The sequence below is a fragment of the Parvibaculum sp. genome (genome assembly GCF_030694575.1).
Classification (GTDB): domain Bacteria; phylum Pseudomonadota; class Alphaproteobacteria; order Parvibaculales; family Parvibaculaceae; genus Parvibaculum.
The window spans coordinates 121,677-148,112 of the sequence record NZ_JAUYUS010000023.1 but is presented as its reverse complement, the minus strand read 5'-3'; the positions used below and the strand labels follow the sequence as shown (position 1 = coordinate 148,112).

30 protein-coding genes are annotated in these 26,436 nt (G+C 63.4%); 8 read left to right on the top strand and 22 right to left on the bottom strand.

From position 1 onward, the window contains the following. Both Q8S60_RS04405 and Q8S60_RS04400 read left to right on the top strand, forming a co-directional pair. Positions 1-212: NADPH-dependent 7-cyano-7-deazaguanine reductase (locus Q8S60_RS04405; RefSeq protein ID WP_371134311.1), on the top strand; the 212-nt coding region annotated here is incomplete at its 5' end. A 105-nt stretch (positions 213-317) separates the two neighbouring features. Continuing rightward, complete coding sequence (locus tag Q8S60_RS04400; protein WP_305277707.1) at positions 318-1,688, top strand: HAMP domain-containing sensor histidine kinase; 1,371 nt, start codon at positions 318-320, stop codon at positions 1,686-1,688. A gap of 18 nt (positions 1,689-1,706) precedes the next feature. Here the strand turns inward: Q8S60_RS04400 and Q8S60_RS04395 are convergent, their stop codons facing one another. The 4 genes from Q8S60_RS04395 to Q8S60_RS04380 are packed head-to-tail and all read right to left on the bottom strand — an operon-like array spanning position 1,707 to position 6,458. Beyond that, positions 1,707-2,540, bottom strand: a complete 834-nt coding sequence (locus Q8S60_RS04395; protein WP_305277706.1) for a fumarylacetoacetate hydrolase family protein — start codon at positions 2,538-2,540, stop codon at positions 1,707-1,709. A 46-nt stretch (positions 2,541-2,586) separates the two neighbouring features. Continuing rightward, on the bottom strand, positions 2,587-3,489 hold the full coding sequence (locus Q8S60_RS04390; RefSeq protein WP_305277705.1) for a VOC family protein: 903 nt from the start codon (positions 3,487-3,489) through the stop codon (positions 2,587-2,589). A gap of 12 nt (positions 3,490-3,501) precedes the next feature. Continuing rightward, complete coding sequence (locus Q8S60_RS04385; RefSeq protein ID WP_305668390.1) at positions 3,502-4,962, bottom strand: aldehyde dehydrogenase; 1,461 nt, start codon at positions 4,960-4,962, stop codon at positions 3,502-3,504. Next, entirely contained in the window at positions 4,959-6,458 is a 1,500-nt protein-coding gene (locus Q8S60_RS04380; RefSeq protein ID WP_305325867.1) for a 4-hydroxyphenylacetate 3-hydroxylase family protein, read from the bottom strand. The genes Q8S60_RS04385 and Q8S60_RS04380 overlap by 4 nt, the downstream gene beginning before the upstream one ends. Positions 6,459-6,715: 257 nt before the next feature. Here Q8S60_RS04380 and Q8S60_RS04375 point away from each other — a divergent pair, with 257 nt between their 5' ends. The 3 genes from Q8S60_RS04375 to Q8S60_RS04365 all read left to right on the top strand — a co-directional run bounded on the left by Q8S60_RS04375 (position 6,716) and on the right by Q8S60_RS04365 (position 9,074). Next, positions 6,716-7,408 (top strand): TetR/AcrR family transcriptional regulator, encoded by a 693-nt coding sequence (locus Q8S60_RS04375; RefSeq protein WP_305277702.1) that lies wholly within the window; start codon positions 6,716-6,718, stop codon positions 7,406-7,408. 102 nt (positions 7,409-7,510) lie between these two features. Further along, complete coding sequence (locus Q8S60_RS04370; protein WP_305277701.1) at positions 7,511-8,281, top strand: HpcH/HpaI aldolase/citrate lyase family protein; 771 nt, start codon at positions 7,511-7,513, stop codon at positions 8,279-8,281. 1 nt (position 8,282) lies between these two features. Then, positions 8,283-9,074, top strand: a complete 792-nt coding sequence (locus Q8S60_RS04365) for a 2-keto-4-pentenoate hydratase (RefSeq protein ID WP_305277700.1) — start codon at positions 8,283-8,285, stop codon at positions 9,072-9,074. A 24-nt stretch (positions 9,075-9,098) separates the two neighbouring features. Here the strand turns inward: Q8S60_RS04365 and Q8S60_RS04360 are convergent, their stop codons facing one another. The 9 genes from Q8S60_RS04360 to Q8S60_RS04320 are packed head-to-tail and all read right to left on the bottom strand — an operon-like array spanning position 9,099 to position 17,439. Next, positions 9,099-10,085, bottom strand: coding sequence for an AraC family transcriptional regulator (locus tag Q8S60_RS04360; RefSeq protein WP_305277698.1), 987 nt, complete (start codon positions 10,083-10,085; stop codon positions 9,099-9,101). 25 nt (positions 10,086-10,110) lie between these two features. Further along, on the bottom strand, positions 10,111-11,142 hold the full coding sequence (dmpG, locus tag Q8S60_RS04355) for a 4-hydroxy-2-oxovalerate aldolase (protein ID WP_370867289.1): 1,032 nt from the start codon (positions 11,140-11,142) through the stop codon (positions 10,111-10,113). Then, a complete protein-coding gene (locus Q8S60_RS04350) occupies positions 11,139-12,086 on the bottom strand; it encodes an acetaldehyde dehydrogenase (acetylating) (RefSeq protein ID WP_305277697.1) in 948 nt (315 codons plus the stop codon). Before Q8S60_RS04350 ends, dmpG begins: the two co-directional genes overlap by 4 nt. Positions 12,087-12,095: 9 nt before the next feature. Then, the gene (locus Q8S60_RS04345; protein WP_305277696.1) at positions 12,096-12,875 is read right to left on the bottom strand and encodes a 2-keto-4-pentenoate hydratase; all 780 of its coding nucleotides are present in this window, start codon (positions 12,873-12,875) and stop codon (positions 12,096-12,098) included. Then, on the bottom strand, positions 12,865-13,716 hold the full coding sequence (locus Q8S60_RS04340) for an alpha/beta fold hydrolase (protein ID WP_305277694.1): 852 nt from the start codon (positions 13,714-13,716) through the stop codon (positions 12,865-12,867). Before Q8S60_RS04340 ends, Q8S60_RS04345 begins: the two co-directional genes overlap by 11 nt. Before the next feature lie 24 nt (positions 13,717-13,740). Then, positions 13,741-14,613, bottom strand: coding sequence for a VOC family protein (locus Q8S60_RS04335; protein ID WP_305277693.1), 873 nt, complete (start codon positions 14,611-14,613; stop codon positions 13,741-13,743). A 13-nt stretch (positions 14,614-14,626) separates the two neighbouring features. Further along, on the bottom strand, positions 14,627-15,457 hold the full coding sequence (gene hcaB, locus Q8S60_RS04330; RefSeq protein WP_305277692.1) for a 3-(cis-5,6-dihydroxycyclohexa-1,3-dien-1-yl)propanoate dehydrogenase: 831 nt from the start codon (positions 15,455-15,457) through the stop codon (positions 14,627-14,629). Between the two features lie 36 nt (positions 15,458-15,493). After that, positions 15,494-16,057 carry an aromatic-ring-hydroxylating dioxygenase subunit beta gene (locus Q8S60_RS04325; protein ID WP_305277691.1) on the bottom strand — a complete coding sequence of 188 codons (564 nt, stop codon included), beginning with the start codon at positions 16,055-16,057 and terminating at the stop codon, positions 15,494-15,496. Continuing rightward, the gene (locus Q8S60_RS04320) at positions 16,057-17,439 is read right to left on the bottom strand and encodes a Rieske 2Fe-2S domain-containing protein (protein ID WP_305277690.1); all 1,383 of its coding nucleotides are present in this window, start codon (positions 17,437-17,439) and stop codon (positions 16,057-16,059) included. Before Q8S60_RS04320 ends, Q8S60_RS04325 begins: the two co-directional genes overlap by 1 nt. A gap of 203 nt (positions 17,440-17,642) precedes the next feature. Between Q8S60_RS04320 and Q8S60_RS04315 the strand changes: the two genes are divergently transcribed. After that, positions 17,643-18,236, top strand: a complete 594-nt coding sequence (locus Q8S60_RS04315; protein WP_305277689.1) for a TetR/AcrR family transcriptional regulator — start codon at positions 17,643-17,645, stop codon at positions 18,234-18,236. An 11-nt stretch (positions 18,237-18,247) separates the two neighbouring features. After that, positions 18,248-19,153 carry a phytanoyl-CoA dioxygenase family protein gene (locus Q8S60_RS04310; RefSeq protein ID WP_305277688.1) on the top strand — a complete coding sequence of 302 codons (906 nt, stop codon included), beginning with the start codon at positions 18,248-18,250 and terminating at the stop codon, positions 19,151-19,153. On the opposite strand, the gene kdsA is transcribed toward Q8S60_RS04310, so the two are convergent. The 4 genes from kdsA to Q8S60_RS04290 form a co-directional block, all read right to left on the bottom strand. Then, positions 19,150-19,983, bottom strand: a complete 834-nt coding sequence (kdsA, locus tag Q8S60_RS04305) for a 3-deoxy-8-phosphooctulonate synthase (RefSeq protein ID WP_305278275.1) — start codon at positions 19,981-19,983, stop codon at positions 19,150-19,152. The genes Q8S60_RS04310 and kdsA overlap by 4 nt on opposite strands. Positions 19,984-20,003: 20 nt before the next feature. Further along, positions 20,004-21,632: a CTP synthase gene (locus Q8S60_RS04300; RefSeq protein ID WP_305277687.1), complete on the bottom strand. Its 1,629-nt coding sequence runs from the start codon at positions 21,630-21,632 to the stop codon at positions 20,004-20,006. Between the two features lie 112 nt (positions 21,633-21,744). Beyond that, the gene (gene secG, locus Q8S60_RS04295) at positions 21,745-22,167 is read right to left on the bottom strand and encodes a preprotein translocase subunit SecG (RefSeq protein WP_305277686.1); all 423 of its coding nucleotides are present in this window, start codon (positions 22,165-22,167) and stop codon (positions 21,745-21,747) included. Between the two features lie 125 nt (positions 22,168-22,292). After that, the gene (locus Q8S60_RS04290; protein ID WP_305277685.1) at positions 22,293-23,228 is read right to left on the bottom strand and encodes a helix-turn-helix transcriptional regulator; all 936 of its coding nucleotides are present in this window, start codon (positions 23,226-23,228) and stop codon (positions 22,293-22,295) included. A 140-nt stretch (positions 23,229-23,368) separates the two neighbouring features. On the opposite strand from Q8S60_RS04290, the gene Q8S60_RS04285 reads away from it, so the two are divergent. Further along, positions 23,369-24,163 carry a DUF4386 family protein gene (locus Q8S60_RS04285; protein ID WP_305277684.1) on the top strand — a complete coding sequence of 265 codons (795 nt, stop codon included), beginning with the start codon at positions 23,369-23,371 and terminating at the stop codon, positions 24,161-24,163. Here Q8S60_RS04285 and Q8S60_RS04280 read toward each other — a convergent pair. The 5 genes from Q8S60_RS04280 to tpiA all read right to left on the bottom strand — a co-directional run bounded on the left by Q8S60_RS04280 (position 24,160) and on the right by tpiA (position 26,011). Beyond that, on the bottom strand, positions 24,160-24,348 hold the full coding sequence (locus Q8S60_RS04280; protein WP_305277683.1) for a hypothetical protein: 189 nt from the start codon (positions 24,346-24,348) through the stop codon (positions 24,160-24,162). The two genes, Q8S60_RS04285 and Q8S60_RS04280, sit on opposite strands and share 4 nt — an antisense overlap. Before the next feature lie 4 nt (positions 24,349-24,352). Next, positions 24,353-24,514: a hypothetical protein gene (locus Q8S60_RS04275; RefSeq protein ID WP_305277682.1), complete on the bottom strand. Its 162-nt coding sequence runs from the start codon at positions 24,512-24,514 to the stop codon at positions 24,353-24,355. A 32-nt stretch (positions 24,515-24,546) separates the two neighbouring features. Next, positions 24,547-24,774: a hypothetical protein gene (locus Q8S60_RS04270; protein WP_012112088.1), complete on the bottom strand. Its 228-nt coding sequence runs from the start codon at positions 24,772-24,774 to the stop codon at positions 24,547-24,549. A 50-nt stretch (positions 24,775-24,824) separates the two neighbouring features. Continuing rightward, positions 24,825-25,034, bottom strand: a complete 210-nt coding sequence (locus tag Q8S60_RS04265; protein WP_012112089.1) for a cold-shock protein — start codon at positions 25,032-25,034, stop codon at positions 24,825-24,827. Between the two features lie 221 nt (positions 25,035-25,255). Then, positions 25,256-26,011, bottom strand: a complete 756-nt coding sequence (gene tpiA / locus Q8S60_RS04260) for a triose-phosphate isomerase (RefSeq protein WP_305277679.1) — start codon at positions 26,009-26,011, stop codon at positions 25,256-25,258. Positions 26,012-26,436 lie beyond the last annotated feature (425 nt).

Below are 26,436 nucleotides of genomic sequence, written 5' to 3'. Positions count from 1 at the left end.
CCTTTCGCAATCACGGTGCCTTTCACGAAGATTGCACGGTTGCCATCGGCAAGCGCCTCGTTGCCACGCTGGCGCCAAAATGGCTTCGTATCGGCGGCGACTGGTATCCGCGCGGCGGCATTCCGATCGACGTCTTCTGGCAGCAGGGCCGGCTCCCCGCAGGCGTATGGATCCCGGATCAGGGCGTCGCGCCCTATCGCGGACGCGGCTGATCCCTTTTTACTTTCTGTTAAGGTTTGTTTTACGCTCGCCCCCTAGTGTCCGTGGCTGGGGGCTTGGCGCACGGCTTTTTGCCGTGCGGTGTGAGGAGTGTTCCGGTGTCTCAACAAGCCCGGATGGCCGTCTATCCGGAAGATGATCGTATCGCGCGCGAGTTGAGTGCGATCTTCCGCGATTCGATTTTTCCCATCTCCATCTATGTCGCCGTACTGTTCGCGACTTTTACGGTGTTGCATTTGTTTGCAATGCCGCCTTACTTGCGTCTCCACATGGCGGGCCTGGCCCTCACCACCGCGGCTATCGCCGCCGCCATTGGTCTCTCGGTCAGGACGGAGCTCCTCGCGCCCCGATTTGCCCCCCTCGCCGGCTTCGCCCTCGTCTCGCTCTGCCTCATCAATGCCGCCGCGCAGATGTACATGACGGGAGACGCGCAGCAATCGACCAATTTCGGCCTTCTCCTCGTCGCCATGGGGCTCTTCTTTCTGTCGCGCCTTTATCTCGCCTTGTCGTTCGGACTGATCCTCTCTGTCTGGCTCTCCGCCGCACACCTCGTCGGCGGCCTCAAGGAGGACGGCATCCATTTCGGCTTCATGATGTTCCTTGCGATGGTCATCGCCCTGCTCGCACAGGAAATCCGTCTACGCGGAACGCGGCGCCTGATTGCCATGCGGGCGGAGGCGGCCGAACGCGAACAGAAGCTCAACCAGGCGCTGGCGAAGGCACAGCTCTACGCAACGGCGGAGCGCGAGAACAAGGCGAAGACAGAATTCCTCGCCAATATGAGCCATGAGCTCCGAACGCCGCTCAATGCTATTCTCGGGTTTTCCGAGGCGATGCAGAAGGAACTGTTCGGCCCGCTCGGCCATCGGCGCTACGTCGAATATACGCACGACATCCACAATGCCGGTGCGCATCTCCTTTCGCTCGTGGACGACATTCTGGACCTGTCGCGTATCGAACTCGAAGGAATGACCCTTACGACACAGAAGATCGACTTCGCCCGTGTTTGCAACAATTGCCTCGCGATCGTGCGCGGCCGCGCCGAGCGCGGCGGCGTCCAGCTGAGGTTCGAAGGTGTGCCCCCTTTCCCGGAAATCGAAACCGACGAGCGGCGGCTGAAACAGATACTCATCAATCTTCTGAGCAACGCGGTGAAGTTCACGCCCGCAGGAGGCGCGGTGACGCTCGACCTCGCCCGAAGTATGGACGGCAGCGCAGTGATCCGTGTCGTCGATACCGGCATCGGCATGAGCCGCGAGGAACTCGACAATGCACTACGTCCCTTCTGGCAGGCCGATGCCGGGCTCGACCGCGCTTTCGAAGGCACGGGTCTCGGTCTCGCTCTCGTCAGCGAGTTGCTGCGGATGATGGGCGGCCGCCTCTACCTCGAAAGCGAACCCGGCGGCGGCACCATTGCGACGGTCATCCTGCCGCGCCGAATCCGATCCGAAAATCAGGCCGTCGCCTGACGAACCGCGCTGGAGCAGCTAGAACTGCCCGAGGGCCACGCGCCGCACCGCTTCCGTGTCCGTCGGTTTGTGCCCGACGTCGTGCCGTGGCGCAGGTACTTCCTGAACGGTGTTGGAGACGCGCCCGACGCCCGTTACCTCAACCTCGACGACATCGCCGATATTCATCGGACGCGAGTTCGCCGGCGTGCCGGTGAGGACCACATCGCCCGGCAGAAAAGTGATGTGACGCGAGAGATCGGCGAAGATGTAGTCGATCGGAAAGGTCATCTCGCTTACCGGCCCGTCCTGCACCACCTTGCCGTTGATAGAGGTCCGCACTCTCTCTTTCCGGATGTCGACGCCGCGCACGATGCCCGGCCCGATCGGGCAGAAGCCGTCCTGCCCCTTCACGCGAAGCATCGAGCCCGCATCCGTGTCGCGGAAATCCTGCGCGCCGACATCGTTTGCCGCCGCGAAGCCCGCGAGATGATCCCACACATCCGCCGGCGCGACATTGCGCATGGGCTTGCCGACGATAGCCGCGATCTCGCCTTCATAATTGAGATACTGGCAGTCGGCTGGCCGGTTGAGGAAACCGCGATGCGAATTGAGTGTCGTCAGCGGCTTCTGGAAGTAGGTCGGCGTGACGAGCGGCGGTGCCTTGAACTCGACGCGGCGCGAGTCGTAGTTCAGATGGATGCAGATGATCTTTGTCGGATCGCAAGGCGGTAGATAGGTCGCACTCGCCTCATCCACCGTCCGCCCGTCGCCGAGCCGCAGCTTGTCGTTACCCTCCGGCTTCACCCATACCGGAGTTCCCTGATGCAGTATGCGCCGCCATTCTTCGCGCGGTCCGTTCAATACCGACATGACTTCCTCTTTCCTGCTCTTCCTGATTCCGTGGCTCGCGTTGCGATCAGACTTCCATCAAGCCTTTTTTCATTACCGTATCGTTCTGCTCATGGCCGTATGTGTCGCGCTGATAATATTCGGACTGATGTGTCGCTTCGCGTGCGCCCCAACCTATTTCGCACATCCAGCCGGAAGGGTTCATGAAGTAGAAAGAATACATGTGGTCGTTCGCGTGCCGGCCCGGCATCATGGTGATCGGAATGCCCGCCTGGCGTACGATTTCATAGGTGAGACCGACATCGTCGAAATTCTCCACCTCGATCATCAGGTGGTTGATGCGTCTCTCGCCGGGCGGACCGAAGGCCACCGTGTGGTCGCGCGCGTTGCAATGCATGAACATGAGGTCGAACGGCTTGTCGAGACCGGGGAAGGGAATCCGGTATTCGATGCCACCGCGCATGCCGAGCAGCTTGTAGAACTCGTAGGTTTTCTCGAAGCCGACCGTTTCCTTCTGGATGAGATGGCCCAGACCGCCCTCGCCCGTCTTGAAGCGGCCATGCATGCGCCGCCCGGGATGAAACGGCTTGTCGGACTGCACCTGCGGCCCGTGGAAAATCTCGATCGGGAAGCCGCTCGCATCCTTGAGCTTCATGACTTCGAGGACACGGCGATCCGCCGCTTCCTCATAAGAGCCGATCCGCACGTCGATACCGGCATTGACGAGCTTCCGGTGCATCTCGCGGAATTCCTCGACGCCCGCGACGCGGAAGCCGAGATAGTTCAGATCGTCCGTTCCATCCTCTTCAAGGATGAAGCGGTGATGCCAGTAATCCATCCGCAGATAGCATCGGCCCGCCTCGCCCTCATCGGCCACTTCGAGCCCGAGGATCTTCGTTGCGTAATCTTTCCACTCGTTGAGGCTCTTGACGCCGAGCCCCATGTAGCCGAGTTCCGTTACCTGAACCATCTGTGCCTCCCCTCAGGCGAACGATCCCTTGCGGACCGATATGTTTTTTATGTCGGTGTAGAAGTCGAAGCTCCAGACCCCACCTTCGCGGCCGATACCTGAATCCTTCGAGCCGCCGAAAGGCGCCGCGAGATCGCGGATGAAGAAGCAGTTGACCCAGAGCGTGCCGGCCGTGACGCGCGAGGCGATGTCCATCGCGCGCTTCTCGTTGCGGCTGAAAAGCGTGCCCGCAAGGCCGTATCTCGTATTGTTCGCAAGCTCGACCACTTCGTCATCGGAGGAGAAGTTCTGCCAGGTGAGCACCGGGCCGAAGACCTCGCGCTGCGCGATTTCGAGTTCGGGGCTCACATGGGCGAAAAGCGTCGGCTCGAAATAAAGTTCGCCGAAATTCGCCCGGTTGCCGCCCCAGAGCGGCACGGCGCCGTCCGCCTTCGCCCGTTCGACGAAGCCTGCGACACGCTCGAAATGCTCCTTGTGGATAAGCGGTCCGACCCGCGTGTCCTTGTCGCGCGGATCGCCGACCACCATGTGGCTCGCCGCGCCGCGTACCTTTTCGAGGAATTCCTCCTCGATCTTTTTCTCCACCATGATGCGCGTGCCCGCCAGACACACCTGCCCCGCATTCATGTATTGCGCGGCGACGGTCTGCGCGGCGGCGTCGAGATCGGCATCGGCACAGACGATGAAAGGTGACTTGCCGCCCAGTTCCGCGCTCATCGGCGTGATTGACCGCGCCGCTGCCTGACCGATGATCTTCGCGGTGTCGGTCGAGCCAGTGAAGCTGATGCGGTCGATATCGGGATGGTTCACCAGCGCATCGCCCGCTTCCTCGCCGATCCCCTGCACGACATTGAGCACACCGGGCGGCACGCCCGCCTCATGTGCAATGTCGGCCATGAGCGAACAGGTGAGCGGCGCCCATTCCGGCGGCTTGACGACGATGGTGTTGCCGGCCGCAAGCGCCGGACCGACCTTCCATGTCGTCAGCATCAGGGGCGCGTTCCACGGCGTGATGAGCACAGCGACGCCCGCCGGATCGTACTTCACATGGTTCACGACTTCGGGCGAGTCGATCGTATGGCCGTCCAGCGTCATTGCCCAATCGGCGAAGAACTCGATGTTCTGCGCCGCGCGGGGCACGACCCGATGGACATTGCCCATGAGGAGCGAGCCGTTGTCCATGGTCTCGACGGCGGCGAGTTCGTTTGCGCGCGCCTTTATGCCTTCCGCGAATTTCTTCAGGATCGGCAGACGTCCCTTGGGGCCGAGTGCGGCCCAGGCCGGAAAGGCTTTCCGTGCCGCGGCAACCGCCGCATCCGCCTCTGCCTTGCCGCCCGCCGACACATCCGCGAGATGCGAGCCGTCGACGGGAGAGAGGTTTGCAAATTTTTGTTTCGACGAGACGCGCTTGCCGCCGATCCAGTGATCGGTGGAAATGTCGACGCCCGCAACCGCGACTGTGTTCGCGCTCATGCCGCCTGCCCCACCTTCTTGCTTTTCTTTGCAGCGCCGCCCGAGATGTCCGCATCGCTGTATGGTTCCGTCATGAAGCGATCGACAAGCCGGTCCGCCCGCGCGCGCTCGCCGAGCCTGTGAGCCAGTTGCTGGTTGCGGGCGCCTGACGCGAGATAGAAGCGCTCATATTGTTCGTTGCGGCTGGCCAGCGCGCTGCCGGAGAAATCCCAGGCCAGACGGAAGATGCGGGCGCGCGTTTCGGCGCTGACGTCGCCCGCGCCATGCATGAACTCCTCGATCAGGGGACGCAGTTTGGGGTCTGCAAATTGCGCGGCGGTCGGCGCGGCGAGCAGGTTGTGCGAGCCCACGAGGCGGATGATCTCGTTCACGCGCGGGAACCAGTAAGGCAGCGAGGCCCGAAGCGCGACGAGAGGCGCGCCTTGGGGAAACCAGACGCCATTGCCGTGATCGTGCGCATTGTCTTCGGCCGCCTGCACGGCGGAACGGGCAAGCTCGGCGAAGGTCCAGATCTCGCCCAGCATCTGCGCCGTGCCGGGCTGTACGGAATTGATCGATTCCGCCATGCGCGTGGCAAGCCCCCACGCAAATTCGAGCTTGGTCTGCGCCCGGATCATGGTCTGCTGCATGATATTGGGAAACCAGCCCGTCCACATGACCTGATTGTAGACATCCATGTTGCAGTTGATGTGGACGCGGTCCCACGGCACTTCGACATCGTCGAAGATGACAAAGGCGTCCTGCTCGTCGAAGCGGCTCGATAGCGGGTGGTCGAAGGAATTGAGCGAGCCTGCGCAACTGTCGCGGCAAATGAACTTGAGGCCGGGCGTATTCATCGGAATGCAGAAGGCGAGCGCGTAGTCGTCGGTGCCGGGCAGGAGCGGCGCGCCGGGATAGACAGCCAGCTCATCGGCGAAGGGGGCGAGCGTCGCGAGAATGCGCGCGCCGCGCACGATGATGCCGTGCTCGCTTTCTCCGACCTTGCGAAGCGACACCGTGTTGCCGGGCTTCGGCGCATCGCCTTCGGCCTTGTCTACCGTCGGCTGGATGATCGTATGGGTCAGCGAGATGTCGTTGCGGCGCAGGAACTTCTGGTAGTTGACGAGATTTTCCGCGCCCCGTTCGTTTCCGTTGGCGCCCCATTCGTCGGGACGTCCGGCAAAGCCCGCATAGGTCACATTCATGTAGTCGGGCGTACGGCCCATGACGCCGACCGTATATTCGGCGGCGCGCTGCAGGCCCTTGTGGCGCTGCATGAGATCCGCCTTGGATCGCGGGATCATGTGGCTCACATTGATCTTCTCACCCGTTTCCGGGTCGGGCATCAGGCAGTCATCCGCATGCTCATATTGCAGATCGAACGTACCGGCGAGGCCGCGCGCGGCGCCTGCAAAAGCCGGATGGTCGGTCACGTCGGAAACCTTTTCGTTGCCGACCCAGATTTCGCGGCCGTCGGCCAGACCTTTCAGAAATTGCTCCCCTGTGCGTGCGGGCATATCGTTTTCCTCCCCGTTGATCGGCCATTCGTCCGGCGCGGTATGCGCGCTCCGGCGGGCTTGTCGAGATGATATTTATGATTCATCTCATTTATGACTATAATCAGTTTATTAGGAAAGCCGGGCCTGTCAAGCCGCCGCCTTCTCCGCCGATGGACTTGTGACCGGAGGCAAATGACAATAGGAGGGTAACTGCCCTGTTTTGTTGGCATTTACGATTTTCGGGAAAGTGACAATTCGTGCCGGGAAAAAAGTTGGTGAAGCAAAGTTCAGGCGTTCGAGCGAAAGGCTCGCGCGCGCAGAGTCCCGTCGAGCCCGGACGCCGCGAGCGCAACAAGCAGGAAAAACGCGCCCGGATCATCGCCGCTGCCAGGGAGCTTTTCGGCAGCCAGGGGTTTGCCGATACGACCACCCAGAAGATCGCCGAGAAGGCCGATATCGGCACCGGCACGCTTTTCCTCTACGCGAAATCCAAGGAGGAGCTGCTGGTCATGGTGTTCAGCGGCGACATGCTTGAACAGGCGCAAAACGCCTTCAGGCATCTGCCTGCGTCGGGTTCGCTTGTGGACAAGCTGATGCATGTCTTCCGCTACATGATCGAATATCACGATCAGGACAAGGAGCTGGCGAAGGCGCTGCTGAAGGAAGTGACGGTCCTCGCCACCTCGGGGCCGCGCCGCGATCTCGCCCGTCTGATGCATTGCATCTATAGCGGGATCGGCGACATCCTCGCCGCGGGCCAAGCCGCGGGCACCATCCGCCAGGGGGTCGACCCGCAACTGGCGGCGGAAAATCTTTTCGCCATCTATTATCTGACCTTGCTCAACTGGATCAGCGGCGAAATATCGAAACCGAGATTCCTGAAAAGACTTCGCGCCAAGCTTGCCATCGGCGTCGAAGGGCTGATCGAGCCGGCGAAGACGCCGCAAAAGTCCGCACGCCGGACCTGACTTGAAGCCCCTCCCGCTTCGTTCAATTATTGACTTTCATCATTTATGATGACACTCAGTATTTAACAGTCCGCAGAACCGCGAGCATGAGGGGAGGTCGTCTTGGGCAAATCGTTGAAGCCGCGCTGGGCGCAGGGCGACGTCACGCTCGGGGCCTGGTGCATGATCCCCGAGCCGCTGACGGCGGAGGCGCTTGGCCGCGCAGGCTTCGACTGGGTGCTCGTCGACATGCAGCATGGCTGCATGGATTACGAGACGGCGCTCAACATGATCCGCGCCATCGACCTTACGCCTGCCCTGCCTGTCGTGCGCGTGCCCTGGAACGATCCGGGCATCATCGGCCGCGTCCTCGATGCCGGCGCGCTCGGCGTCGTCATTCCGATGATCCAGACGGCGGCGGATGCGCAGCGCGCCGTCGATGCCTGTCTCTATCCGCCGAAAGGACGCCGCAGTTTCGGCCCCGTCCGCGTCGGGATGCGCGACGGCCCGGGCTACTTCCTGGAAGCGAATGAGCGCGTCGCCGTCATACCGATGATCGAAACGCCGGAAGCGCTTGCATCGGTGGAGGAGATCGCCGCGGTGCCGGGCGTCGATGCACTGTTCGTCGGCCCGTTCGATCTCTCGATCGCGCTCGGTCTGCCGCCCGGCGACAATGACGGCAAACCCGCCTTCGACGAGGCGATCCTCCGGGTCGCCGCCGCGGCCCGGGCGGCGAAAATCGCAACCGCCGTTCTCTCCAACGCGAAAGTGGCACCCCTCCGCATCGAGCAGGGCTTTCAGATGATCTCGACCACCACCGACATCAACGCACTTTCCATGGCGGCGCGCGGCGATCTCGAAGCCGTGAGGGCGGCCGGAAAGAAGGGAAGCTGACATGCTCGACAATGCGACACGCGAGAAGATCGTCGACGATTTCTTCGAGGTCTATCGGAGCCGGAAGCCGATGCCGCTTCTCACCGCGACATATCCGGGGATCGAGGTCGAGGACGCCTACAGGATCCAGCAGGGCTTCGTTGCGCGTCAGGTGGCGGCGGGCGCGAAAGTGAAAGGATACAAGGTCGGCCTCACATCGAAGCCGATGCAGGAATTTTCCGGCACGACCGAGCCCGATTTCAGCGCCATTACCGGCGAGTTCTTCGTGCCGGAAGCAACACCCATTCCGATGTCGCGTTTCTTCGCGCCGATGGTCGAAATGGAAATCGCCTTTGTGATGAAGGAACCCCTCAAGGGACCGGGTGTATCGCCGGTCGACGTGATCCGCGCGACGGATTTCGTGTTGCCCGCCATCGAGATCGTCGATTTCCGCGTCGAGCGCGCACCGGGTCTCAACGTCATCGACAATATCGCCGATCTCGCCTTTTGCGGCGCGGTCGTGCTCGGCGCCAATCCACGGCGGCTCGATCAGATCGACATCAGGCGCGTCAAGGGCGCACTTTACAAGAACGGCGCGAAGGAACTGGAAGGCGAGGCATCTGCGGTGCTCGGCAATCCTGTCACCGCCGTCGCATGGCTCGCCAACAAACTCGGCGAATTCGGCACCTCCTTCGAGCCGGGCGACACGATCCTCACCGGCTCGTTCATCCGCGTACTGCCGATTACGGCCGGCGACGAGATCGTCTGCCGCTTCGACCAGGGGCTCGGCGAGGTGGTCACGAGCTTCGTGTGATGCGCCGGCGGCCGGGGCAAGCCGTCAGCCTCCCGGCCGGTCCGTTTCGGTGCGAGACGTGTGCGCCCTGCGCCATTGGTGTGGCGTTGCCCCGTATTCCCGGCTGAATGCGCGGATAAAGGCGGCGGCGGAGCTGTAGCCTGCCATATCGGCCGCCTCCTCGACCGAGAGGTCTTCGACAAGCATCTTGCGCGTCACGAGCGTGAGGCGCAGGCGTGCGAGTGTCTGCATCGGCGTTCGGCCAACGACACGCCGGAAGTCCTCGGCGAATTTCGTTCTCGACATGCCGGCATGCCTTGCCAGCCGGTCGATGCTCCAATCTTCCAGCGGATCGTCCAGGAACGCGCGAATAGCCGTTATCACGCCTCTGTTCTTGATGGGCCCCGGCTCCTGCGCATCGCCTTCTTCGCGGGCGGCCAGCAGGGAACGGGTCATATTGATGAGGATGATTTCGGCAATCCGGCGGACGATGATCGCCTGGCCGTATTCCAGACCGGCACCGATAAACTCCTCGTCGAGAAGTTCCGCCGCCTTCCAGATACGGCGCGTGAATTCGGGCGACGTCTCGGGGCTGAGATAAAGCGGGCCGATAATCAGGTTCGTCAGCGCTATATTTTCCGAGGGGACCACGCCCAGCAGGAGTTCGACGTCCTTCTCGGGCCCGACCTCCTCGGTAATCGGTATCCGTTCGAAACAATCGACCGGCATCGCATCCTTGTCCGGTACCGAATGAATGCGGTGCGGCGCGAGCCCGCTCACCCCGACGATTGAGCCCGGCTTCAGGTCGATCACACGTGGCTCGGGAAAGTCGATCGTCAGGCGGAGTTCACCGCGGCGTACCATGAAGCAATAGGAGAAATCGCCGGCTTCAAGCTTCTTGCTGAAAGGATAATCTGCCGAGGAGCGGAAGAAATAGACGCCGTCCATCCGCACATCCGCGCGAACTTCGCTGGCACCGACAATGCCCGCCGGATGAAGGCTTGCCGCTTCGGCCTTTTCTCTCCCGGTCATGGCCGGCCGGCTCCCTCCCAAGAGCTCAATCCGAGTGCGCCGCTTCCTGCCGCGCAAGATCGAGGGCGATATCCACGATCATATCCTCTTGCCCGCCCACCATAGCGCGTTTCCCGGCTTCCAGCAGAATTTTGCGGACGTCGACGCCGTAGCGTTCCGACGCGGTTTCTGCATGACGCAGGAAGCTCGAATAGACACCGGCATAGCCGAGGCTGAGGGTTTCGCGGTCCACGCGGACGGGACGGTCCTGCAATGGCCGCACGATGTCTTCCGCCGCATCCATGAGCGCGAGGAGATCGCAACCGTGTTTCCAGCCGTAACGGTCTGCGGTGGCGATGAAGACCTCCAGCGGCGCATTGCCCGCGCCCGCGCCCATGCCGGTGAGCGACGCGTCCACGCGAACGGCCCCGTTCTGGACGGCGGCAATCGAGTTCGCGACGCCGAGGCTCAGATTGTGATGCGCGTGGATGCCGCGTTCGGTCTCCGGCTTCAGAACCCTGTCATAGGCTTGCAGGCGGGCGGCGACGTCATCCATCGTCATCGCGCCGCCGCTGTCGGTCACATAGACGCAATGGGCGCCGTAGCTCTCCATCAGCTTCGCCTGCGCCGCGAGCGCGTCCGGCGGCGACATGTGGCTCATCATGAGAAAGCCCGAGACATCCATGCCGAGATTGCGCGCCGACTCTATGTGCTGCCGCGCGACATCCGCTTCGGTGCAATGCGTCGCGATGCGAACGGACCGCACGCCCATGCCGTGCGCCCGGCGCAGATCCTCGATGGTTCCGATGCCCGGCAGGAGCAACGTCGTGACGACAGCCGACTTGACGACGTCGCAAACCGCTTCGATCCACGCCCAGTCGGTGCAGGCGCCGAAGCCATAATTGAGGCTGGAGCCGGACAACCCGTCGCCATGCGCGATCTCGATGGCATCCACGCCCGCCTTATCCAGCGCACGGGCAATGGCGCGCACATGGTCGATCGAATATTGATGCCGGATGGCGTGCATCCCGTCGCGCAGCGTCACGTCCTGAATGTAAAGACGGTCGGGGATGTTCATGCCGCCACCTGCCATTTCAGCGCGAGCGCCTCTGCCGTGCGCAGCGCCGCCGACGTCATGATATCGAGATTGCCGGCATAAGGCGGCAGGTAGTGGCCCGCGCCCTCCACCTCGAGGAAGATGCTGACCTTGAGGCCGGTGAAGGACCGGTCCATGTCCGGCAAATAAAGCGGCCGGTTGCCGCCCACTTTCTCGATCTGCACCGCCTGCTTCAGCCGGTATCCCGGCACATAGGCCCGAACCTCGCCAACCTTCTTCTCGATAGCCGCGACGATCCTCGCCGGGTCGGCGTCGTCGCACAGGCAATGCACCGTGTCGCGCATGATGAGCGGCGGCTCGGCCGGATTGAGGATGATGATCGCCTTGCCGCGCGTGGCACCGCCAACGGTTTCGATGGCTCGCGAGGTCGTTTCGGTGAACTCGTCGATATTGGCGCGCGTGCCGGGGCCGGCGGATTTCGACGCGATGGAAGCGACGATCTCGCCATAGAGCACCGGCGATACGCTGCTCACGGCGGCGACCATGGGGATCGTCGCCTGCCCGCCGCAGGTGACCATGTTCAGGTTTCGCTCGTTTGCGAGACCATCGAGATTGACGCTCGGCACGACATAGGGACCGATCGCGGCGGGCGTCAGGTCGATCACCTGCTTGCCATGCGCCTGCAGCACCTCGTTGTGATGTCGGTGCGCGCCAGCCGAGGTCGCGTCGAAGACGATGCCGATGCTCCCGAATTCCGGCAGCGCCACCAGACCGTCGATGCCCTCCGCCGTCGTGGCGACACCGAGCCTCGCCGCTCTTGCCAGCCCGTCGGATGCGGGGTCGATGCCCACCATCGCCGCCATCTCCAGCGTTTTGGAGAGGCGCATGATCTTGATCATCAGGTCGGTGCCGATATTGCCCGAGCCGATAATGGCAACGCGTATCTTCCCGTTCGCTCCGGTCATTCGAATTTCCTACTCGAAGGCGACGCGCAACGGCTTGAAACCCTGCACGTAAACGGTGAACTCGTTGCCCGCAACCACATTGCACATCGGCCCGAGCGCGCCGGAGAGAACGATGTCGCCGGCTCCAAGCGGCCTGCCGACCTCCGCCATCTTTTTCGCGAGCCACCGCGTCGCGTTCAGCGGATTGCCGAGGCAGGCCGCCGCGACACCGACCGATACCTGCTTGCCGTTAAGGCACATTTCCATGCCGCCCAGATGCAGGTCGATTTCCGACAATTTGCGCCGGTCGCTTCCCAGCGCGAATTTCGCGCCCGACGCATTGTCCGCGACCGTGTCCGCCAGCGTGATCCGCCAATCGGCGATGGCGCTGTCGACGATTTCCACTGCCGCCACCGCGTAGTCGATGGCGGCCGCAACCTCATCGAGGCTCGGGTTCGGCTGGTCGAGAGGCTTGCCGAGAACGAAGGCGATCTCGGCTTCCACCTTGGGCTGCATCAGCGTGGCTGCCGAAACGGACGCCGCACCGCTCACATCATCGGCATCGAACAGCATGCCGTAGTCCGGCTCGTTCACGCCAAGTTGCGTCTGCACGGCGGGCGATGTGAGCCCGATCTTCCGGCCCACGATACGCTCGCCCGCCGAGAGACGCCTCCGCGTGTTGATCTCCTGAACGGCGTAGGCCGAGGCAACGCCGAAACCGGGGGAGGTTTCGGTCACCGGGGGTATGGGGGTCCGGCTACGTCGTGCCTCGGCCAGGGCGGCCGCTATCGCCTCGAGGTCAGGCGGCATTGGCTGCCTCGAAGAAATCGCGGGTGACGCGATTGAACTCTTCCGCATGTTCCCACTGAGCCCAGTGGCCGCATTGCGGCAGCACGAAGAGCCGTGCTCTCGGAATCTGCTTGAGCAGCGGAAAGGCCATATCGATGGGCATCACCCTGTCCTCGCGTCCCCAGACGATCATCGTCTCATGCTTGAGAGTGGCGAGGCGCGGATCGTTCCAGACGGGCTCCATCAGCGCCTTGGGATCGGGACGCATGGGCGGCGTCTCCACGATATGCGGCTGCAGGGCGGTCTTCATCCGCCCTTCGAGCAGCTCGTCGGTCAACTGGGACGGGTCGTACACGAAATCCTTCACGAAGCCCTTGAGGCGCTCGAGCGACGGGCCGGGGCCGTCGTAAAAGAAGAGCAGCGTCTTGATCGCCTCGGTCGGGAACTGGCTGAACATCGGGATGCTGCCGCCCGGTCCCATGAGAACCATGCGGCCGACCTTTTCCGGCCGGTCCATGGCGAGACGCAGCGTCACCATGCCGCCCAGCGAGTTGCCGACGAAATGCGCCTTGTCGATGCCGAGTTCGTCGAGGAACTCGCCCATCTTCGTCGCATACCAGGCCGGCATGGCGCTGCCCTTCGGCTTGATGTCCGACTTGCCGAAGCCCGGCAGATCGGGAACGAGCACGCGGAAGTGGCGCGACAGCACCTCGATGTTGCGGTTGTAGTTCGACCAGCCGCTCGCGCCGGGTCCGCCACCGTGAATGAGAACGAGCGCCGGGCCCGAGCCCGCTTCGTTGTAGTGAATCCTGACGCCCTTGACGGTGACGAACCGGCTCGTGCTCTCTTCCGTAACGCTCATGAACTTCTCCCCGTTGCTTTTCTTTCAAACACGCTTGTGGCCCCACATGCTGGTGACCTCGTGATGGGTGACGCGCCAGACATCGTCGTGAACCTCGATACCGGCAGTGCCCACCTCGACCTCGAAGCCCGAAGGCGTCGCGGCATAGAAAGACACCATCTGGTCGTTCGAGTGCTTGCCCAATGTCATGGTTTGTTTCACGCCGCATTCCCCGATGCGGTCCATCGCAAATCCGACATCGTCCAGCGTCGCCATTTCCACCATGAAGTGGTGCAACCGCTTCGGCGCGGGCATCGGCGCCAGCGCCAGCGTGTGGTGGCGCGGGTTGCAGTGGTAGAATTCGAGCACCAGCGTGAAGTCGGGCGAAATCGGTATGCCGATCGTGTCGGAAAGCCGGAAGCCGAGGAGCCGCGTGTAGAAGTCGCGAACTTCATCCATCTTCTCGGATGCCAGCACGACATGGCCCGCGCCTTGGCCGCCGGTCATGAAACCGGAAACACCGGCAGGAGAATTGAACGGCACATTGGTGAGCGCCGTCGCGCCGACATAGACCTCGACCTGAAGCCCCGCCGGATCGGTCAGAACGAGAAGGTCGCGCACGCCGCGCTCCTTCTTCAGATTGTCCGAGGCGGGCGAATGCCGGACGCCCGCCTTTTCAAGACGCTCGCGCAGCTCCTGCAGCCCCTCCAGCGTTTCGACTTCGAGCCCGATGAACGAGATGTCGTCCGCCTTCCCTTGTTCGAGCTGGATGCGGAAGGCGCGATCGTCCATGCGGTAGCGGGCCGAGGTGCCGTTGCCGCGTCCTCTCATGAGGCCCAGAAACCCGGTCAGATAGCCGTCCCATGCCTTGAGGTCGCTCACCTCGAAGCCGATATATCCAAGCGATGCCACGCCCATCGGTTTCTCTCCCCTATTTCCTGTATTTGGCGGCGAGCCCGGCGCCCGCCGCCACGACGCCGATACCCCGGACGCCGATGCCCGTCTCGCAGATGAGGACGCCGCCGGTTGCCGGCGCGCTGTCCCGCCGCGACGCGAAGTAGACGTAAGAGCCGGCATATTCCGCAGGTGCCGGCACCCGGCCGAGCGGCACGACCGGCGCCGCAACCGTCGGCAGATCGACGCTGCTGATCGCCTTGTCGGCGAGGCCGAGCGCGGCGGGGCCGCGCAGGTCGGTGTCGATCGGTCCCGGCGCGACGCCATTCACCCGCACGGTGGGCGCGAGCTCGAAGGCAAGCTGGCGGATCAGGCCGACGACCGCATGTTTCGACGCGGTGTAGAGCACGCCGCCACCCGCCGGATCGAAGCCGGCATTCGAGACCGTGTAGACGAGCGACCCGCCGGAGCGAACCAGCGCCGGCAACGCCGCTTTCGCGAGATGCAGGTAGCCCTTCACATTGACGCCGAACAGTTCATCGAAAGCGCCGTCGATCTGCTCGTCCGGCATGTCGTCCAGCGTGACGCTGTAATCCCAGATGCCGGCATTGCCGACGGCGCAATCGAGCTTGCCGAAATGCTCCACGGCAAGCGCGACGGCCGCCTTGTTGTCCGGCCCGGAGCGCACGTCGCCCGCATGGGTCGCGACGGCACCGCCGTGGCTGCGCTTCACGTCCTGAAGCCTCTCCGCCGAGCGATCGAAGACGACCACTCTTGCGCCCTCCTCCACGAACCTGTCGACGATGGCGCGCCCCAGACCCGATGCGCCGCCCGTCACAAGCGTGACTTCTCCTTCCAATCTTCCCATGAGCCTCCCCGCTCTCCGAAAGTTGCAGACCTTGTCCTAGAACAAGGTGCTCATGTTGGTTGCCCGGATGAGCGTCTGCTCCAGGTAGATGTCTCGGCCGCAGAGCTTCAGCGCGCCGTTCACGCGCCGCAGCCTGTCGACCCGGCGTCCCGCCCACATGCTCTCCTCGGTGTTGAGGCGCGTCCGGTAGAGCGAGAAGGCAAGCTCCACCGTGATTTCACTTCCTTCGAGCGCGACAACGCGGACGTTGTTCACGAAGTGACGCGTGCGGGAGGGCGGGTCCTCCGACCATGACGAGCCCGATTCCATCTTGGTCACACGCATCGCGAGCGCCTTCTTGTCGTCGTCGAAGAAGGACATGTCGCCCCGCTTCGTAAATTCCTTGTCGATGTCCGACAGCGTCACCGTCCGCCTGATCGGCATCCAGTAGCTGCAATCCTCCGTCCAGAGGTCCAGCCAGGCGCGATACTCGCGCGCGTCGATCATCGCGGCCTCGGCATAGAGGAACTGCTCGATCTCGTATTGCAGCTCCATCCGCTGCTGAAGCGAGAGCCCATCGAGGCCGGATGCTTCGGCTTGCACTGCCCTTGCCTGAGACATCAAGCCCTCCCCTTCGGAAAGGACGGATGGTTCGCCTTCAGCTCGGCCCAGCTATCCGCCGTCAGCCAGTTCATCCAGTTGGTGTAGAGCCAGCGCTGAGCGTGTTCGCTGATCGTCGTTTCCACTCGGGACGTGCCGGAGGCATCGGTCAGCACCTCGTCCTGACCGAGCCCCATCGCCATGTGGTGGCGATAGCCCCGCGCCTTCACGCCGCGCGAGGCGCGCGTGCTCTGGCTCCAGTTCTCGCCGTCATCCTGCTCCAGCATGCCCGCCGGTCCGAAGAGATGCGCGCTGAAGGCGATCTGCTTCTTCTTCACCTCTTCCGGCATGGCCTTGGGCAGGACGGTGAACCACCAGATTTCCGTTGCGAAAGGTCCGCGCGGCAAACGCAGCGAAAGCTGCGTGCCGTTCGTCGATACCCAGAGGTTCGGGAAGATATTGGGATGCCCCATGCAGCGAACGCCGGTCGGACCGAGCAGTTCCCGCGCCGCGCTGAGACGCGGCGGCACCACGGGCCTGTTTGGATCCTTGAGCATTCCCGCCGCCGCGACGGCGAGCCGCTGCTCATCCGTCATGGCATCGATTTCCGCTTGCCGCTCGGGCGTAATAACCGGCCCGCTGATGGCATGCCCGTAATCGCCGAACATCACCATCTGGTTTTTCGGATGCAGGATGGCGGCGATATCCATGAAACCCGCTATGCCCGCGGAGGCATGGCTGTATTGCACGTGATACCAGTCGAAGAGATTGTCGACGGCGATCTTCCAGTTGCAGTCGATGACATTCTTCTGGATGCCGTCCACAATCTCGACGGGACCGTTCGCCACGAGAAGGCCGAGACCGATGCGGCCGACCTCGCCCAGATAATCGGGGAGCGGCGGCGTATCGGGATCGAGCGTGGCGAAATAGAAGCCGTGGAAATGGTCCACCTGCGCCGCCTTGGCGAGGCCCCATTGCGACTTGTCGAAGTCCTTGCGGTAATAGGCCGACATGCCGGGAACGCCGATCAAATCTCCGTTCAGGTCGTAGTTCCAGCCGTGATAGGAGCAGACGAAGGACTTGGCGTTGCCCTGTTCCGCCCGGCACAGCGCGTTGCCGCGGTGCCGGCAGGTATTGAGCAGCACCTGCACCTCGCCCTGCTTGTCGCGGACGACGATGACCTGATCCTCGCCGATATAATTGATGAAGTAGTCGCCGGGATTGGGAATCTGACTTTCGTGGCACATGAAGTTCCACGCGCGCGCATAGATGTTGCGCATCTCCAGATCGTAGATTTCCTGGTCGGCGAACACCCTGCGGTCCAGCGTGCCATCGGCCGGATCGAAGTACGAACGGATTTCAGCTTTGCTCGGGGTGCCCCCCGGCTCTTGAACCAAGTCCATCGCTTCCTCCTTGTTCCGCTGCTTCCGCAATTCCGCGTGCGGCGGTTGTTGCGAAAAGCATGCAGCGGCCGGACGGAAACCGCGTAATCCGGGCGTTCATAAAAATTGATAATTCGTCCGGAAATGACGGGTCGGATTTCCAGGCTGATTTTCTTGTCCGGCACCCTCTTGCATCCCAGCGCAATTTTTATATAATCACCATTATGCCAAAAAAGATCGACCACGACGCCCGCCGCCGCGATATTGCCAGAGCCGCCATTTCCGTGATCGGCGAGCAGGGCATCGACAACACGCGGCTTGTCGACGTCGCCCGCGCGGCGCACGCCACCACGGGCACGATCACCCATTATTTCGAGGACAAGGATGCGGTGCTGCTCGCCGCGCTCGATCACGTCGCCCAGAACATCCTCCATATGCTGCGGCATGGCGACGAGGTCGAAGATATGATCGAAGTCGCGGCCCTCCTCCTGCCGGTAGACGACGAGCGCTTGCGCGACTGGCGGGTCTGGATGAGTTTCTTCGGCCGCGCCGTGGGCGATCCCGCGCTGGCCCGCATCAACAAGGCCTATTACGACGAATTCCGCGACGGGATCGCCGCGATCATCCGCAGGCAGCAATCCGAACGGAAGCTCGCCGCCTCGATCGAACCCGACATGACGGCCGACGCGATCATTTCCGTCATCGACGGCTTCTGCATCCGCGCCACGCTGGAACGCGACGACTGGCCGCCGGAGCGGCAGAAAAAACAACTCGAAGCCATGCTGCGGCCCTTGCTGCCGCCACGCCGAAAATCCTGAGGGAGGAACCGATGCCGAAACTCGAAATGCTGCCTGCCACGGCAACCCCGGACGAGATCCTTGCCGTCCTGAAGCGCGACGGCGCGCTGATCGTGAAGGATGTGCTGTCCGCGGATCAGCTCGCGCGCATCCGCGCCGAGACGATGCCTTATATCGAGGCGACGGAGCCCGGACGCGACGATTTTACCGGCCGCAGCACGACGCGCACCGGCGCCCTGGTCGCCCGTTCGGCTGCGTGCCGCGAGCTGGTCGCGCACCCGACCGTCGTGAAGGCGGCGGAAATCTTCCTCAAGCCCTTCTGCGAGCGCATCCAGCTTCACCTGACGCAAGTCATCCGCATCCGTCCCGGCCAGCCGAAGCAGCAGATACATCGCGACCGCTGGGCCTGGGGCACCTACCTCAAGGGCGTCGAGCCGCAGTTCAACACGATCTGGGCGATCACCGACTTCACGAAGGAGAATGGCGCCACGCAGGTCTGCCCCGGCAGCCTCGACTGGGCGGACGATTATCAGCCGACGGACGATCAGATCGGCTACGCTGAAATGCCCGCCGGCTCGGTGCTGGTCTATTCGGGCGGCGTCTTCCATGGCGGCGGCGCGAACACGTCCAATGGCGACCGCATCGGCATCAACATCACCTACACGCTCGGCTGGCTCCGCCAGGAGGAAAACCAGTATCTCTCCTGCCCGCCCGAAATCGCGCGCGATCTCTCGCCGGAACTTCAGGCACTGATCGGCTATTCGATGGGAAGCTACGCGCTCGGCTATTACACGCCGCCGCTGCCGGCCGGTCAGGGCCCCGAAGTCGTGCCGCCGGAATTCGCTCTCGGCAGACTGGACGCGGGTGCGCAATTCGGTTCGGCCGAACTTCTGGCGGAAGTGCAGGCGCAGATCAGGGGCGAAAAGCAGACGGCCTAAGCCGCCTTTGCCAGCTCGTCGAACTTCTTGAGGCGCGCGAGCAGCGCCTCAAGCTCGCCGAGCTTCACCATGTTCGGCCCGTCGGACGGCGCATTGTCCGGGTCCTGATGGGTTTCGATGAAGACAGCGGCGACGCCGAGCGAGACGGCGGCGGTCGCGATATAGGGCACCATGCGGCGGTCGCCGCCCGATGCCGTGCCCTGCCCGCCCGGCTGCTGCACCGAATGCGTCGCATCGATCACGACGGGGCAGCCGCACTGTTCCTTCATGATCGGCAGCGCGCGCATGTCGTTCACCAGCGTGTTGTAACCGAAGCTCACGCCGCGCTCGGTCGCGAGCACATTCGGATTGCCGGCGTCGACCACCTTGTTGACGACGTTCTTCATGTCCCAGGGCGCGAGGAACTGGCCCTTCTTCACGTTGACGACCTTGCCGGTCTGCGCCGCGGCTTCCAGCAGGTCCGTCTGGCGGCAGAGGAAGGCCGGTATCTGCAGCACGTCGACCACGCTTGCCACTTCGGCGCATTGCTCGCGCTCATGCACGTCGGTCAGCACCGGCACGCCGAGTTCCTTCTTCAGATCCTCGAAGATCGGCAGCGCCAGTTCGAGGCCGAGGCCCCGCGTCGCGTTGCGGCTCGTGCGGTTGGCCTTGTCGAACGAGGTTTTATAGATGAAGCCGATGCCGAGCCGGTCCGTGATCTCCTTCACCGCGCCCGCCATGTCGAAGGCATGCTGGCGCGTTTCGAGCTGGCAGGGCCCGGCGATCAGCACGAAGGGCTTGTCGTTGGCGATTTCGAGATTGCCGATGGTTACTGTGCGGTTGGCGGGCATCGTCACTTGATCTTTCTGAACTAAACCAGCCGGCTCTGCTCCACCGCCGCTTCGACGAAGGAACGGAACAGCGGATGCGGATCGAACGGCTTCGACTTCAGCTCCGGATGGTACTGAACGCCAATATACCACGGGTGGCCCGGCAGTTCGATGATCTCCGGCAGCAGCCCGTCGGGCGACACGCCGGACATGACGAGCCCTGCCGCCTCGATCCGGTCGCGATAGGTCATGTTGACCTCGTAGCGGTGGCGGTGCCGTTCGTTGATGCGCGTCGAGCCGTAGATCTGCGCCACGCGGCTTCCCTCCGCCAGCACGGCCTCATAGGCGCCGAGCCGCATGGTGCCGCCGAGGTCGCCATGCGCCGCCCGCTTCACCAGTTCGTTTTCGCGCATCCATTCGGTCATCAGGCCGACCACCGGCTCGTTGGTGGGTCCGAACTCGGTCGAACTCGCGCCTTCGAGGCCGCCAATGTTCCGCAGCGCCTCGATCACGGCCATCTGCATGCCGAAGCAGATGCCGAAATAGGGCACGTTGCGCGTCCGTGCGAATTGCGCCGCGCGGATTTTCCCTTCCGAGCCGCGCTCGCCGAAACCGCCCGGCACGAGAATGCCGTCCACGTCTTCCAGATAGAAGGCCGTATCCTCGGTGTCGAAGATCTCGGACTCCACCCATTTCACGTTGACGCGCACCTTGTTGGCGATGCCGCCATGCACCAGCGCCTCGGAGAGCGATTTGTAGGCGTCCTTGAGGCCCGTATATTTGCCGACGATCGCGATGGTCACGTCGCCTTCGGGCTCGCGGATGTTGTGGGCGATGGTCTGCCACTTGGCGAGGTTCGGTTCCTTCGCGCCCTTGATGCCGAAGACCGACAGCACTTCGCTGTCGAGCCCTTCGAGATGATAGGCGTTCGGCACGTCGTAGATCGTGTCGACATCCATCGCCTGGATGACGGCGGTCTCGCGCACATTGCAGAAAAGCGCAATCTTGCGGCGCTCGTCCTTGGGGATCGGGCGGTCGCAGCGGCACATCAGAATGTCGGGCTGGATGCCGATGGAGCGCAGTTCCTTCACGGAGTGCTGCGTCGGCTTGGTCTTCATCTCGCCGGCCGAGGGAATGAACGGCAGCAGCGTCAAATGGATGTAGCAGGTCTGGCCGCGGTCGAGTTCGTTGCCGAGCTGGCGGATCGCCTCGAAGAAAGGCAGGCCCTCGATGTCGCCCACCGTGCCGCCGATCTCGCACAGCACGAAGTCGACGTCGAGATTGCCGGAGAGCACGAATTCCTTGATGGCGTCCGTCACATGCGGGATCACCTGCACCGTGCCGCCGAGATAGTCGCCGCGCCGTTCGCGCGCGATGATCTCCTGATAGATGCGGCCGGTGGTGATGTTGTCGGCGCGGCTCGCCGGCACGCCGGTGAAGCGCTCGTAGTGGCCGAGGTCGAGGTCGGTCTCCGCCCCGTCGTCGGTCACATAGACTTCGCCATGCTGGATCGGGGACATGGTCCCCGGGTCCACATTGAGATAGGGGTCGAGTTTCCTCAAACGCACGGAATAGCCGCGCGCCTGCAGGAGCGCACCGAGCGCTGCGGAAGCGAGACCCTTGCCGAGGGAGGAAACCACGCCGCCGGTGATGAAGATGTACCGCGTCATGGGCCCCTAGATTACACCAAGCAAAACGATTCGAAGCGGCAAACGCAGCTTCGGCCAAAAATAGTGGAAACCGGCCGCACACCCGGTCATCCCGGGCGGCCGGCAGTTCCGGTTATTGGGCGCGCGGAACGCCGGGTTCGGCCGGTTCCTGCGCGGGAGCGGGCTCGGCCGGGGCCGTGTCCTGCTGGTTCGTGGCCGGGGTTTCGCCCGCAGCCGGGAACTCGGAGCCGAGCGGTGCCGGTACGTCCGGCACGTTGTCGTCGCTCTGAACCGCCGGCGGGACGATCCGGTCGAGGATGCCGTCGGCGGTGCCGCCGCGCGACGCGAGAATGCCGAGGGTCAGGCTCGTCCCGATGAAGAGCGCGGCCAGAATGGCGGTTGCCCGCGTCAGGGCGTTGCCGGCGCCGCGGCCCGACATGAAGCCGTCGCCGCCGCCGCCGATGCCCAGCGCGCCGCCTTCGGAGCGCTGCAGCAGAACGGTCGCGACCAGTGCCAGCGCGAGCATCAGGTGAATGATCAGAATGATGGTCGCCATGATCCCTCGGGCCAAAATAAAAGCCCCGGCCCCGTCGTCGCGGGCCGGGTCGGTCGTCGCGGCGGTTTGTACCGCATGAGGACGCGCGTTTCCAGCCCTTTACCGCCCGTCGCTCAATTCACTGCCTATGCGGCTGCCTGCCGGTAAAGCACAGGCGGCACGCCGAGCGCCCGGCGGAATTCGCGGGAGAAATGCGGGCTGTCGGAGAAGCCGCACCAATAGCCGATTTCGGTCAGCTTCAGGTCGCTGCCGGTCAGCAACTGGCAGGCCTCGCGCATGCGCACCGCCCGGATAATGGTGGAAAGGCTCGTCCCGTCTTCCTTCAGGCGTCGCTGGAGGGTTCGGCTGGAAAGCCTTAATTCCATTGCTATTTCTTTGCATGACCAGTTGCGGCCGAGATCGCCCGACAGCAGCGTCACCACGCGGCGTGCGAGCGGTCGCGTCTCGTCCACGCCATAGACCTTCAGCGGCTCGCGGCCGCGTTTCTCCGCCAGGCCGAGCGGGTCCGTGACATCGCGCTGGACGAAGCGGCGCCAGTGCAGGCTGAAACCGGCGAACGGCGCCTCGCCCGTCGTCACCGTCACCTCCTCGCAGCCGATCTCCTCCAGCAGGGCCTTCAGCAGTCCGGCGATCAGCAGATTCTCGGCGGCAAGCGGCGGCGGACCCGACACGGCGTAGCGCCGCACATCGAGGCCGTTTTCGGTCTCCGTCACGTCGCAGCGGTGGCGGGAATGGGTGAACTGCTCGAAGCGGCGGAACTTGCCTGCCATCACCATCGGTGGCGCCGGCCGCAACAGCACATGCAGCACCGGATCGAAGCCGATTCCCTTGATGAACTGGCCCAAGCCGAGGATGAAGTCCGCGCCGCGCGCCTCATGGGCCTTCGTCAGAAGGCCGCGCTTGATCGAGGCAGGCGCATGGGCAAGCGCGCAATCCGGCATGGCCACCGCCTCGCCGATCAGCAACTCCGGCGCTTCCGCCTGCAAACCGGCAATCACCAGCGCCAGCAGCCCGGAGCTGGTGAGGTCCTTTTCGGCGATGGCTTCTTCGTCCGGCGTCATGGACGGGACTATGGCAGAGCGTGGGGCCAGCCGCTTGAACAATCGCGCCAATGCGCCGCCGGCCGAATTCTGGCGCGATCCTGCAAGTGCGGCCCCCCGCCGCTCCCTACCTTCCGGTCACACCCAACCGGAGAACGCACATGAACGGGACCGACATCGGCAAACGCCACGACTACGGGACCACCCTCCTCCTGGCCGGTCACATCGTCCTGCTCTTTACCGGCTTCACGGTTCTGGCGGCTGTCTTCGACTTCCCGGATGTGCTGCGCCTTCCCGCGCCGGAGCGCCTCGCGCTGTTCGAGGCGGGCAAGGCCGTCATCGTACCGGCCTACTGGGTGCTGGCGATGACCGGCATCACGCAGGTGCTGCTCACGGTCCTGCTTTACCGGACGCTCGGCGCGGCGGGCACCGCCGGTCTCCTCGCCCTCGTCTTCGGCATTCTCACCGGCTTCGGCCAGGCGATGGGTTTCGGCCGCTGGGCGATCCTCGTCCCCTGGCTCGCGGCGCAGATGAGCGATCCCGCGACGACGGAAGCGGGCCGCGAGGCCGTCGCGCTCATCGAGGGCGCCTTCAACCGCTATGCCGGCATGCTGGTCGGCGAGCATCTGTCGAATATCTGCTGGGGGTTCTGGCTCTTCTTCACCGGTCTCTCGGTCCGCCGCACCGGCCTGCTGGACGACCGGATCGGCCGCGCGATGATGGCCTTGAGCCCGCTCATGTGGCTTCTCGCCGCCGAACAGCTCGGCTTCGATGCTCCGATCCTCGGCCTGCTGACGGATTTCGGCTTCCCGCTCCTCGCCCTCATCCATTTCGCGCTGGCGTGGCAGCTCGCGCGGCGGCCGCAAGGCGGCACGGCAAAGCCGCTCGGCGCGGGCGCGGCGATGGTCGGGATCGTTCTTTATATGGCGATGATCTGGCCGGCGGTTGCCGGTTAGCCGAGCTGGCCTTCGCGGACCATGCGTTCCTGGCCGTCGGCGACGCTCTTGATACGGTACTGGTAGTCGAGCCCTTCGGAGGGCAATTGGCGCAGAACCACATAGCTTCCGCGCGCCGCCGGCGGATAGGAACCGCCCGGGCTGAACTCGACCGTCTCGCCGACTTCGAACTTGTGCTTCTGCATTTGCCTATTCCTCGGACGTATCGTCGGGAGCAGCGCTGTCGTCATCGGGAGATGCCTTGCGTTGCGCGGCTTTCTCCTCACGGTCCTTCAGCTTCTGCTGCGCTTTCGCCGCCTTGGCGCGATTGCGTTCCGCACGTTCATGATTGTAGTTGGGCTTGAAAGCCATCCGGTCCTCGCTTGATGCGGCCGCGGTCGGTGTTACTTCCGGGCGCCCACACGGTTGAGCGTCTTCACGCGGCTGCGCGGCCTGCCGGACTTCTCACCGATTTCGCGATCCTGGGCCTCGATGATCGCGCGCGCGTTCGCCGTATCGTCGGCGCCTTCGAGCTTCGATGTCGGGACTTTCCGGTTTGAACTCAGCGAGCCGTCCTCGTAGACGACGTTGAATGCGATAAAATCCGCATCCATTGGCTTTTTCTTCGCCATGGGTTCTTCTCCGGCAAATAAAAAGGGGCGCCGGAGCGCCCCTTCCGAAATCAGGCGTTGCGCAGGTTGGCGGCCGAGACCTTGCCACTGCGCTGGTCGGTCTCGAGATCGTAACCGATCTTCTGACCTTCATTGAGCGAGCTCATGCCCGCGCGTTCAACTGCGGAGATGTGGACGAAAACGTCCTTGTCGCCGCCGTCCGGCTGAATGAAGCCGAAGCCCTTCTGGGAGTTGAACCACTTAACTGTTCCGTTCGCCATGTTTGGCATTCCTTGTAGGTAGGTTGAGATAGTGCTGCCTTCGCACGCGCGAGCGGCAGATCAAACTTTTTCGGAATCGGGAAAGACAGGTCCGGCGCTCGATCGCGAGCGTGGAGAGCAGCCGAACCAAGAAAATTCGATAAGGGCTATATAGGCCGATATCCTGCCGGTTACAAGGAATATCCCTTGGCCCCGCTCCGGCATGCCGAAATGACCCGTTTTCAGGCGTAGGCGGCGATAATTCCCCAGAAGTCCTCGGCCTTGAGGCTCGCACCGCCGACCAGGGCGCCGTTGACGTTCGGCACGGCCATCAGCTCGACCGCGTTCGAGGGCTTCACCGAGCCGCCATAAAGTATCCGCATCTTCGCGCCTTCCGCGCCGAAGCGGGCGTCGAGCGCCTTGCGGATCGCGGCATGGACCTTCGCCACATCCTCCGCCGTCGGCGTGCGGCCGGTGCCGATCGCCCAGACAGGCTCATAGGCGACCACGGTCGTCTTCGCCGTCGCGCCGTCGGGGAGCGAGCCCTTGAGCTGGCCCTTGATGATCTTCAGCGTCTCGCCCGCGTCGCGCTGTGCTTCCGTCTCGCCGACACAGACGATGGCGACGAGCCCTGCCCGGTGCGCGGCTTCCGCTTTCGCCTTCACCACGGCATCGCTCTCGCCATGATCGGCGCGGCGTTCCGAATGACCGACGATGACATATGAGGCGCCTGCATCCTTCAGCATTTCGGCCGAGACGTCGCCGGTATGCGCGCCCGACGTCTTCGCATGGCAGTCCTGACCGCCGATGGCGATCTTCGTGCCCTTCGCGGCATCCTTCAGCGTGGCAACCAGCGTCGCCGGCGGGCAGATGAGCACGTCGCAGCCGGGCTTCGACTTGGCGAGCTTCTTCGCCAGCGCCGTCAGCTCCTTCTTCGAGGCCTCGAGGCCGTTCATCTTCCAGTTGCCCGCCACCAGTGCCTTTACGCGCGCTGCCATCTGTCCGCTCCGCTCCATTGGGAATCCCGTGCCGCGTTCGTTTAGCAGATGGTCCGCCCGCAAGCCAATACGGGGGCCCGCCCGGCCGCAGCCGAAGTGGGTCAGATTCACCTGAGTGAAATAGAACACAGGTGAAGCAAAAGTTTCATTCTCGCGACTATTCATTTGGCAAGTAAACGACTCAGGCGTAGCTTGCGCGCCATGACACATCTTTGGATGCAATCGGTCGCAGAGACCTTTGGTCGAAACTACTCGCCTTCGGGGCCGGGTCGCTTGCGCGCGCGCTGATACAGCCTGCAAAATCGACACTTTAGAGCCCCGTTCATACAGATCGGGGCTTTTGTGTTTTTAGGCCTCCGGTCAGTTCCATCACTGAGTTCCCGGAGTTTCAGCATGTCGTTCCAATACTTCGCTTCGCCGCTCAC